8 protein-coding genes and 1 pseudogene are annotated in these 8,649 nt (G+C 72.5%); 3 read left to right on the top strand and 6 right to left on the bottom strand.

Translation table 11 applies throughout. From position 1 onward, the window contains the following. Positions 1 to 90: 90 nt before the first annotated feature. The 6 genes from VF542_RS05355 to VF542_RS05380 all read right to left on the bottom strand — a co-directional run bounded on the left by VF542_RS05355 (position 91) and on the right by VF542_RS05380 (position 4,803). On the bottom strand, positions 91 to 498 hold the full coding sequence (locus tag VF542_RS05355) for a nuclear transport factor 2 family protein (RefSeq protein WP_408650673.1): 408 nt from the start codon (positions 496 to 498) through the stop codon (positions 91 to 93). 173 nt (positions 499 to 671) lie between these two features. Beyond that, on the bottom strand, positions 672 to 1,493 hold the full coding sequence (locus VF542_RS05360; RefSeq protein ID WP_408650674.1) for an SCO1664 family protein: 822 nt from the start codon (positions 1,491 to 1,493) through the stop codon (positions 672 to 674). Next, positions 1,435 to 2,007, bottom strand: a complete 573-nt coding sequence (locus VF542_RS05365) for a DUF3090 family protein (RefSeq protein ID WP_408650675.1) — start codon at positions 2,005 to 2,007, stop codon at positions 1,435 to 1,437. The genes VF542_RS05360 and VF542_RS05365 overlap by 59 nt, the downstream gene beginning before the upstream one ends. A gap of 10 nt (positions 2,008 to 2,017) precedes the next feature. Continuing rightward, positions 2,018 to 2,749 (bottom strand): MSMEG_4193 family putative phosphomutase, encoded by a 732-nt coding sequence (locus VF542_RS05370; protein ID WP_408650676.1) that lies wholly within the window; start codon positions 2,747 to 2,749, stop codon positions 2,018 to 2,020. Between the two features lie 37 nt (positions 2,750 to 2,786). Beyond that, complete coding sequence (locus tag VF542_RS05375) at positions 2,787 to 3,629, bottom strand: undecaprenyl-diphosphate phosphatase (protein WP_408650677.1); 843 nt, start codon at positions 3,627 to 3,629, stop codon at positions 2,787 to 2,789. A gap of 61 nt (positions 3,630 to 3,690) precedes the next feature. Beyond that, positions 3,691 to 4,803: an LLM class flavin-dependent oxidoreductase gene (locus VF542_RS05380; protein WP_408650678.1), complete on the bottom strand. Its 1,113-nt coding sequence runs from the start codon at positions 4,801 to 4,803 to the stop codon at positions 3,691 to 3,693. A gap of 103 nt (positions 4,804 to 4,906) precedes the next feature. Here VF542_RS05380 and VF542_RS05385 point away from each other — a divergent pair, with 103 nt between their 5' ends. The 3 genes and pseudogenes from VF542_RS05385 to VF542_RS05395 all read left to right on the top strand — a co-directional run. Beyond that, the gene (locus tag VF542_RS05385) at positions 4,907 to 5,875 is read left to right on the top strand and encodes an aldo/keto reductase (RefSeq protein ID WP_408650679.1); all 969 of its coding nucleotides are present in this window, start codon (positions 4,907 to 4,909) and stop codon (positions 5,873 to 5,875) included. Positions 5,876 to 6,009: 134 nt separating this feature from the next. Continuing rightward, positions 6,010 to 7,929, top strand: a complete 1,920-nt coding sequence (locus VF542_RS05390; protein ID WP_408650680.1) for an AAA family ATPase — start codon at positions 6,010 to 6,012, stop codon at positions 7,927 to 7,929. Then, positions 7,926 to 8,649: pseudogene (locus VF542_RS05395) on the top strand (hypothetical protein); the annotation flags it as partial. The gene VF542_RS05390 and the pseudogene VF542_RS05395, both read left to right, overlap by 4 nt.

Here is an 8,649-nt window from a genome sequence, read left to right on the forward strand (position 1 = left end):
AAGGTATCCGCGTGCCCGAAATCCGCGACGCCGGCTCGGCGGACGGGGTGCGACACGTTCGTCTCATCGACGGTGGGCATGGCAGCCTCCTCAGACGAGAGGGGTGAAGAAGTAGGTGTCGCGCCGGGTGAACCGGTCGTCCTGGCCGACGGTGAAGAAGTCGGAGAACCGCAAGTCGACGGTCCGCCCGTCATGCAGCACGCCGGCGAACGTTCCCTGCACGGCGACGTGTGGGCTGTCCGCGACGAGGCTTGCGATCGTGTGCCTGCCTTCGCGAATGATCCGCTGATCGAGGTAGAAGGCGGTCAGCTCGGCGCTTCCCACGAGGGGTGGGTAGCCGGGGCGGTGATAGACGGCATCCGGGGCGAACAGCGCGACCAGGCCGGGCACGTCGCCCTCGTCCACCAGCGTGTAGTAACGCCGCACTGCGGAGACGGCTGGGGTCTGTGCGCTGCCATCAGTCTCGGACGGCACGGTGGGATCAGGGGTGGTGAGCACTGGTGCTCTCCTCGGGGTCAGAATGGGCGACCGGAGCAGCTCAGCGCAGGGTACCATTTATGCGGTATTACGTCACTATTGCCGGTTCTGCACTGGCGCGACCTCATCAGCGGCCTTGCTTCGACCCGCGACCCGTGCCGCCCCACAGCTGCGGAGCCGGCTGGCCCACCCGGCTAGTACGGCGGGTACGGAATCGCCGGCCAGTCGGTCGGCGGCATCGGGAAGGTGCCCTTGGACAGCAGCCGCTGCACCCGGCGCCGGGCCGCCCGCACTTCGGCACCGGTCAGCAACCGCGACAGCTGCTCGCCGAGGCCCGCCTGCAACTGCTCGGCCAGCCGGCGCAGGACGTCGATGCCCTCTTCCGGGATCGGGTCGCCGGCCCACTGCCACAGCACGGTCCGCAGCTTGTTCTCGGTGGCGAAGCTGACCCCGTGGTCCACGCCGTAGACATGCAGCTCGGACTCCGCGGGCCGGGAGCGCCCGGCGCCGGTGACCGGCAGCAGGTGGGAGATCTTGCGGTCGGAGTTGTTGACCACCGCGTCGAGCAGGGCCATCCGCTGCAACGCCGGCAGCTGGCCGGAGTTGATTGCTCCCACGATGTCGAAGGACTCGTCGTGGGCGATCCAGAGCTGCACCATGCCGGTGCCCAGCGGGCCCTCGCGCAGCACGGTCGGTGGCACCGGTTCCCAGCCGGTCGCGGCGGCCACCAGGTAGGTCGCCACCTCGCGCTCAGCCAGCGTGCCGTCCGGGAAGTCCCACAGCGGGCGCTCGCCGGACACCGGCTTGTAGACGCAGGCCGCCGCCATGCCGCTCAGTTCGATGGCGCAGTACAGGGTGGCGTTGGAGGCCGTGGTGATCCGGCCCTGGACCGTGATCTCGCCTCGTTCGAGCAACTCCAGAGCCTCCAGCACCGGCAGCACCACCGGCGGGGTGAGCTCAGTCACCCGATCCCAACCGGGCCTGGCGCCGGTAGCCGTTGCTGCGCGGGCAGACATGACCAGCCGGGTCCAGCGGTTCGTTGCACAGCGGGCACGGCGGCCGGCCGGCCGCGATCACCCGGCGGGCCCGTTCCACGAAGTCCACCGCGGCCTGGTGCGCAAGCCGCACCCGCAGCGCGTCCGGACCCTCATCGGTGTCCTCCAGCAGGCTCGCCTCGGCCTCTTCGGCGGACTCCGCCGGCGCCTGCGCCTCGACCAGGATCATGCCCGAGTCGGTGTCGTAGGCAAGGCCCATGGCCGCGACCCGGAATTCCTCGTCGATCGGGCTCTCCAGCGGGTCGGTGTCGGGCGCGACGGCCTCGGGCAGCTCGAATCCGCTGCGGCTGGCCACCTCGCCGAGCAGCTGCTCCAGCCGCTCCGCCAGCACCGAAACCTGGGCCTTCTCCAGTGCCACGCTGACGATCCGGCTGTCGTCGGCGGCCTGCAGGTAGAACACCCGCTCGCCGGGTTGGCCAACAGTGCCGACAACGAAACGTCGCGGCTGGTCGAAGAAGAAGAACTGGCGGCTCATTACAGTGAGCTTAGACGGCGCCTGCTCCCGCGCCACCGCCAACGGTCGCATCCGAGGACGCCGCCCGCCGCTTCCTCGCCCGGCCCGTGGGCGGTGGCGGCGGCAGGAACCGGCTGAAGTCACCACTGGTGTCGTTGGTGCTCAGCACGAACGGCCGGCCGGCCGTGTAGCGGATGGCCGACACCGAGCACGGGTCCACCACCAGCCGCTGGAACAGGTCCAGGTGCAGGCCCAGCGCGTCGGCCAGGATCGCCTTGATCACGTCGCCGTGACTGCACGCCACCCAGACCGCGCCCGAGCCGGAACTGGCCGCGACATCGGCGTCGACGTCACGGATCGCCCGGACCGCCCGCTCGGCCATCGCGGCCATCGCTTCACCGCCGGGGAACCTCACGCCGGACGGGTGGGCCTGCACCACCGGCCAGAGCGGGTCCTTGGAAAGCGAGGCGATGGAGCGGCCCGTCCAGTCCCCGTAGTCGCATTCCAGCAGCCGCCGGTCCGAGCGCTGCGGCACCGTCCGGCCGGCCGCCTTCTGGGCCCGGGTGACGGCCCGGGCGGTCTCGGCGCAGCGTTCCAGCGGGCTGGTCAGCACCGCCGCCAGCGGCAGCGCCGCCAGCCGATCGGCGACCGCGGCCGCCTGGGCCTGGCCGCGATCATCGAGGTGGACCGCCGGCGTCCGGCCGGCCAGCACCGGGCCGGTCATCGCGGTCAGGCCGTGCCGGAGCAGGAGAACAGTGGGCAAGGTAGCCGCCTCGGGTGTGGGTCAGGTCGGGTAGGGGTCAGGTCGCTGAGAGGGCGCCGCCGGCCAGCAGCGCGAGCAGCAGCACGCCGAGCGCCACCCGGTAGCCGATGAACACGAAGGTCGAGTGCCGCGAGACGTAGCGCAGCAGCCAGGCGATCGAGGCCAGGCCCACCGCGAACGAGATCACCGTCGCGACCAGGGTGATGCCCATCCCCGGGGCACCGGGCTCGCCGATGTCCTTGGCCTCGAACAACCCCGAGGCGACCACCGCCGGCACCGACAGCAGGAAGGAGAACCGGGCGGCGGTGACCCGGTCCAGGCCGCGGAACAGCCCGGCGGTGATCGTCGAACCCGAGCGTGACACCCCCGGGATCAGGGCGAGGGACTGGGCGGCCCCGACCACCAGGGCGTCCCGGGTGGTGATGTCCTCCTCGCTGCGGGTCTTGCTGCCGCGCTGCTCGGCCACCCCCAGCACCAGCGCCAGCACGATCAGCGCGCTGGCGATCAGCCACAGGTTGCGCGCTCCGGTGGTGATCTGATCCTTGAAGACCAGTCCCAGCACGCCGACCGGGATGGTCGCCAGGATCAGGTACCAGCCCATCCGGTATTCCAGGGTGCCGCGCACCTGGCTGTCGACCAGGCCTCGCAACCAGGCCACCGCGACATGCAGCAGTTCGCGCCAGAAGAACAGCACCACCGCGGCCATCGTGCCGAGCTGGATGACGGCGGTGAAGGCGGTGAAGCCCGGCTGGCTGACGTCCGGATTCATCCAGGCCTGCAGGATCCGCAGGTGCGCCGTGGACGAGATCGGCAGGAATTCGGTCAGTCCCTGCACGACGCCGTAGAGCCCGGCCTGCAGGACCGAGATGTCAGCGCTCATCGAGCTGCCGTCCGACGGCTGACCGGACCGGTCCGGTCGCTGTCACCCTGCCGGTGGCCGGTCACGTCGCGGCTCCTGATGCCCGCAGCGCCTCGGCGGCGATTCGCAGGCTGGTCAGCCGGTCCTCCAGGGTGGCGGCGTAGGGCATCACGTTGAGCGTGGTGACCCCGGCGGCGGCGAACTCGGCCATCCGCCGGGCGATCCGGTCCGGCGACCCGAGCAGCGCCGTCGAATCGATGAACTCGAGTGGAACAGCTGCCGCGGCGCCGTCGTAGTCCCGGGCCAGGTAACGGCGCTGGATCTCGGCGGCTTCGTCCTGGTAACCCATCCGGACCGCCAGCTGGTTGTAGAAGTTGACGTCCCTGCTGCCCATGCCGCCGATGTAGAGCGCGGCATAGTTCCGGAGCGGCGCGGCGAGCGCGTCGAGGTCACCCGGGTCATCTGGGTCATCCCCGGCTGAGCCAGCTGTGCCGTTGGGGGCGGCTGAGCCGTTCGGGCTGACCACCAGTGGCGCGCTGGCCACCACGTCGAAGCCGTCGAGATCCTTGCCGACCTTGGCGCGGCCGGCGGCGATCCGGGCCAGCTGCTCGGCGGCGAAGTCGGTGGAGAAGAAGATGGAGAGCCAGCCGTCGGCGATCTCGCCGGTCAGCTCGAGGTTCTTCGGCCCGACCGAGGCCAGGTAGACCGGGATGCGCTCGCGCACCGGGTGCACGGTCAGCTGCAGCGCCTTGCCGGGACCGTCGGGCAGCGGCAGCGTGTAGTGGGTGCCCTCATAGCGCACCCGCCGCCGGCTGAGCGCGAGGTTGACGATGTCGACGTACTCGCGGGTCCGCGCCAGCGGTTGGGAGAACCGGACGCCGTGCCAGCCTTCGGACACCTGCGGGCCGGACACCCCGAGCCCCAGCCGGAACCGGCCACCGGACAGCGTGTCCAGGGTCGCCGCGGTCATCGCGGCCATCGCCGGGCTGCGGGCCGGAATCTGCAGGATGGCGCTGCCCAGCTCGATCCGCTCGGTCTGCGCGCCGATCCAGGCCAGCACCGTCGGCGCGTCGGAACCGTAGGCCTCGGCCGCCCAGACGCAGGAGTAGCCGAGCACATCGGCCTCCCGGGCCAGCGCGAGGTTGTCGGCGTCGTTGCCCATGCCCCAGTAGCCGAGGTTCAGTCCCAGTTTCACGCCGGTCACCCTACCGACACCGCCCGCCGGCTACCGGCCGGTAGCCCGGCACCGGCGGTGAGCGTCCCGACCCGGCCCGGGCCGGTGCACTAGGTTCTGCTCCGTGGAACTGCGCGCGCTGGGACGGAGCGGCTTGAAGGTGTCCCGGCTGGGCCTGGGCACCATGACCTGGGGAAGCGGCACCGACCCGGACGAGGCCGCGGCCATCCTGGTCGCCTTCCATGATGCCGGCGGCACCCTGGTCGACACCGCGGCCTCCTACGCCGACGGCGACTGCGAGCGCATTCTCGGCGCGCTGATCGCCGATGTGGTGCCCCGCTCGGAATTGCTGCTGGCCTCCAAGGCCGGCATGAGCTGGAACGGTGACCAGCGAAGCGTGAACACCTCGCGCGGTGCACTGCTGAAGAGCTTGGACGAGTCGCTGGCCAACCTCGGCGTGGACTACCTGGATCTGTGGCAGGTGCACACCGTCGACCAGAGCGTGCCGGCCGAGGAGACGCTGGCGGCCCTGGATGCCGCGGTCAGCTCCGGCAAGGTCCGCTACGTCGGGGTGTCGAACTATCCGGGCTGGCGTACCGCCCAGGCCGCGACCTGGCAGCGGGCGGTGCCGGGGCGGGCGCCGTTGGTCTCCAACCAGGTGCGGTACTCCCTGCTCGAGCGCGGGGTCGAGCGCGAGGTGCTGCCCGCGTGCGCCGAGCTGGGCCTGGGGATCCTGGCGTACTCACCGCTGGGTGGCGGCGTGCTGACCGGAAAGTACCGGCATGGCGTTCCCTCCGACTCCCGCGGCGCGGCGCAGGGCCGGAGCCTGTCCAGCTACTCCGACAGCCGCCAGGTGGGCATCGTCGAGGCGGTGGCGACGGCGGCCGACGGCCTGGCGACCTCGCCGATCACGATCGCGCTGTCCTGGCTGCGCAACCGGCCCGGGGTGGCTGCCGCCATCGTCGGCGCCCGCACCCTGGGCCAGCTGACCGCCGCCGTCCAGTCGCTGGCGGTCGAGCTGCCGCTGGAGATCCAGCTGGCCCTCGACGACGTGTCCGCACCCCGGCTGGGTTATCCCGAGGACGTCCGCTGACCGGATCTCCCCCGGCCGAGCAGGAGAGGACCGCCTTCGCGGCGTTCTGCGCGGCCGGGCTGTGGCCGGGGCTGGGCAGCGCCCTGGCGGCGGAACTGCCCGAGGCGGGCATCCACAGCCCGCAGGATGTGACCGTGGCCGCGCTGACCCGGTTGCCCAAGGTGGGACAGTTGCGGGCCGGCCGGCTGTTCTCGGCGTTCCTGGCCGCCCAGCCTGCCTATGAGGTGGCCCAGCTGCTGCTGGCCGCCGGCCTGTCGGCGCGGCTGGCCGGCCGGGCCGTGGAGACGTTCGGCCCTGGCACGCACCGGTTGCTGCGCGATGACCCGTGGCGGCTGCTGCAACTGCCCGGGGTGGACGTCCCCGACGCCGACGCGCTGGCCCGGGCGGCGCTGCCCGGCGTCGAGGTTTCGGATCCGCGCCGGTCCCGGGCGCTGGTCGGGTTCGTGCTGGCCCGGGCGGCGCGCGAGGGCCACACCGTCTGGCCGGTCTCAGAGGTCAAGCTCGACCTGGAGCTGTTCCGGATTCCGGACCCGGATCAGGCGATCGCCGACGCCTGCGCCGGTGAGACGGTGCAGGCGGTACAGGCGGTGACTGCCGGCGCCGCTGCCGCGGATGCCGGGGATGCTGAGGACGGCGCCGTACCCGCTGAGCCGATGCTGGCGCTGACCCGCTACGCGACCGCCGAGGCCGAGATCGCCGATTCGGTGCACCGGCTGATCCGCTCGGCCGCGCCGTTCCTCGCCCCGGCCAAGAAGGCGCAGAAGACACCGAAAACACCGAGCGGCCGGCGACCGGGCAAGGGCACCGCCGATCCGGACGGCCTGGACGAGGTGCAGCGCAGCGCCGTGGACAACGCGCTGGCGCTCGGTGTCAGCGTGCTGACCGGCGGCCCGGGCACCGGCAAGAGCCGGACGGTTGCCACCGTGGTGCGCGAGGCGGGCCGGGTCGGCAAGTCGGTGGCGCTGGCCGCGCCCACCGGCCGGGCGGCCAAGCGGCTGGCCGAGCTCTGCGACGCCGAGGCGATGACCATCCACCGGCTGCTGGGCGTCCAGCCACGCTCCGGTGACAGCGGCGAGATCGACTTCAGCGCCGGGTTCGCCCGCGGCGCCGAGTGGCCGCTGGACGAGGACCTGGTGGTGGTCGACGAGGCCTCGATGCTCGACGTGGAGCTGGCCGCGGCATTGCTGCGGGCCTGCGCGGACGGCACCCACCTGATGATCGTGGGCGATTCGGCCCAGCTGCCCTCGATCGGGCCGGGCCAGGTGCTGGCCGACCTGATCGCCTCGGGCACCGTCGCGGTGGTGGAGCTGGCCACCCTCTACCGCCAGGACGCCGGTGGCGCGATCGCCCGGCTGGCGACGGCGGTGCGGGCCGGTGAGCTGCCGGCGGTGGACTCACCCGACCGCGAGGTGGTGATCGTCCCGGCCCGCGGGTCCAGCGACTGCGCGCGCCGGGTGGTGCAGCTGATGACCGACTCGATCCCCCGGGCGCTGGGCATCGACCCCGACCAGATCCAGGTGGTCACCCCGGTGCACCGCGGACCGGCCGGAACCATCGAGCTCAACGCCGCCCTCAAGGCCGAGCTCAACCCGTCTCCCTTCCGCAAGGCCGCCAACCGGTTCGACCCCGGCGACCGGGTGGTGGCCACCGCCAACCACCTGGAGGCCACCCCGACCGGCTTCGCCAACGGTGAGGTCGGCACCGTCACCGCGGTCCGGGACAAGGTCGTCACCATCGACTTCGGCACCGACGTCCCGGCGCTCGCCGAGGTCAGCGGCAAGATGCTGGCCGACATCAGTCACGGCTGGGCCATCACGGTGCACCGGGCGCAGGGGTCGGAATTCCGCGGCGTGATCGTGGTGCTGCCACCGGAGGCTGCCCGGATGCTGTCCCGTCCGCTGGTCTACACCGCACTGACCCGGGCCCGGGCGCACCTGTCCGTGGTGCACGGCAGCGGCCCGGCGCTGGCCCGCGCCGTCCGCACCATCGGTGCCAAGCCCCGCCGGACGATGCTGGTACCGGTCCTTGCGGATCAGGTCATCATGGGCAGGTGAACCTCCACCCGCCGAGCCTCCACCCGCGGAGCCTCCACCCGCGGAGCCTCCACCTGCGCAGGCTCGGCATCTTCGCCGCCATCGGCCTGCTGGCGGCCGGGGTGGCGGTGGGCGTGGGCGAGCTGGTGGCCGCCCTGATCCGGCCGGCGGCCTCGCCGGTGATCGCGGTGGGCAACCGGTTCATCCTGCTCACCCCCGAACCGGTGAAGAGGTTCGCGATCGAGCGGTTCGGCACCTCCGACAAGGCCGTCCTGCTGGGCGGGATCTACCTGGTGCTGGCCGTGCTGGCGGTGCTGATCGGGCTGCTGGCGATGCGGTCCCCGGGGCTGGGGCTGGCCGGGATCGCGCTGCTCGGCGTCCTCGGCGGCTACTGCGCGCTCACCGCCCACGCCGCCCGCACCAGCGATGCGGTGCCCTCGATCGCCGGGGCGCTGGCCGCGATGGCGATCTTCACCCGGCTCGTCGAGGCCGTCACCGGCACCGGCACCGGGCCACGCCGGCCCGGAACGCTGCTGGCCGACCGGCGCCGGTTCCTGCAGGGCGGGCTGGCCGGCGCCGGGGTGGCCGTGCTCGGCGGTGCCGGTGGCCGGGCACTGCAGCACCGCCGCTACGACGCCTCGGCCGCCCGGGCGGCGATCCGGCTGCCCGAACCGGTGTCAGGCCCGGGCCCGCTGCCCCCGGCGTCGCCCGGGGCAGCCGGGGCGACGGCCGGGCCGAACA

Source organism: Jatrophihabitans sp. (genome assembly GCF_036389215.1).
GTDB lineage: Bacteria > Actinomycetota > Actinomycetes > Mycobacteriales > Jatrophihabitantaceae > Jatrophihabitans_A.

Excerpts from the sequence above, each read along its gene's own strand:
- VF542_RS05375 (WP_408650677.1), bottom strand. The coding sequence starts at position 3,629 with ATGAGCGCTGACATCTCGGTCCTGCAGGCCGGGCTCTACGGCGTCGTG.
- VF542_RS05360 (WP_408650674.1), bottom strand. The coding sequence starts at position 1,493 with ATGTCTGCCCGCGCAGCAACGGCTACCGGCGCCAGGCCCGGTTGGGAT.
- VF542_RS05365 (WP_408650675.1), bottom strand. The coding sequence starts at position 2,007 with ATGAGCCGCCAGTTCTTCTTCTTCGACCAGCCGCGACGTTTCGTTGTC.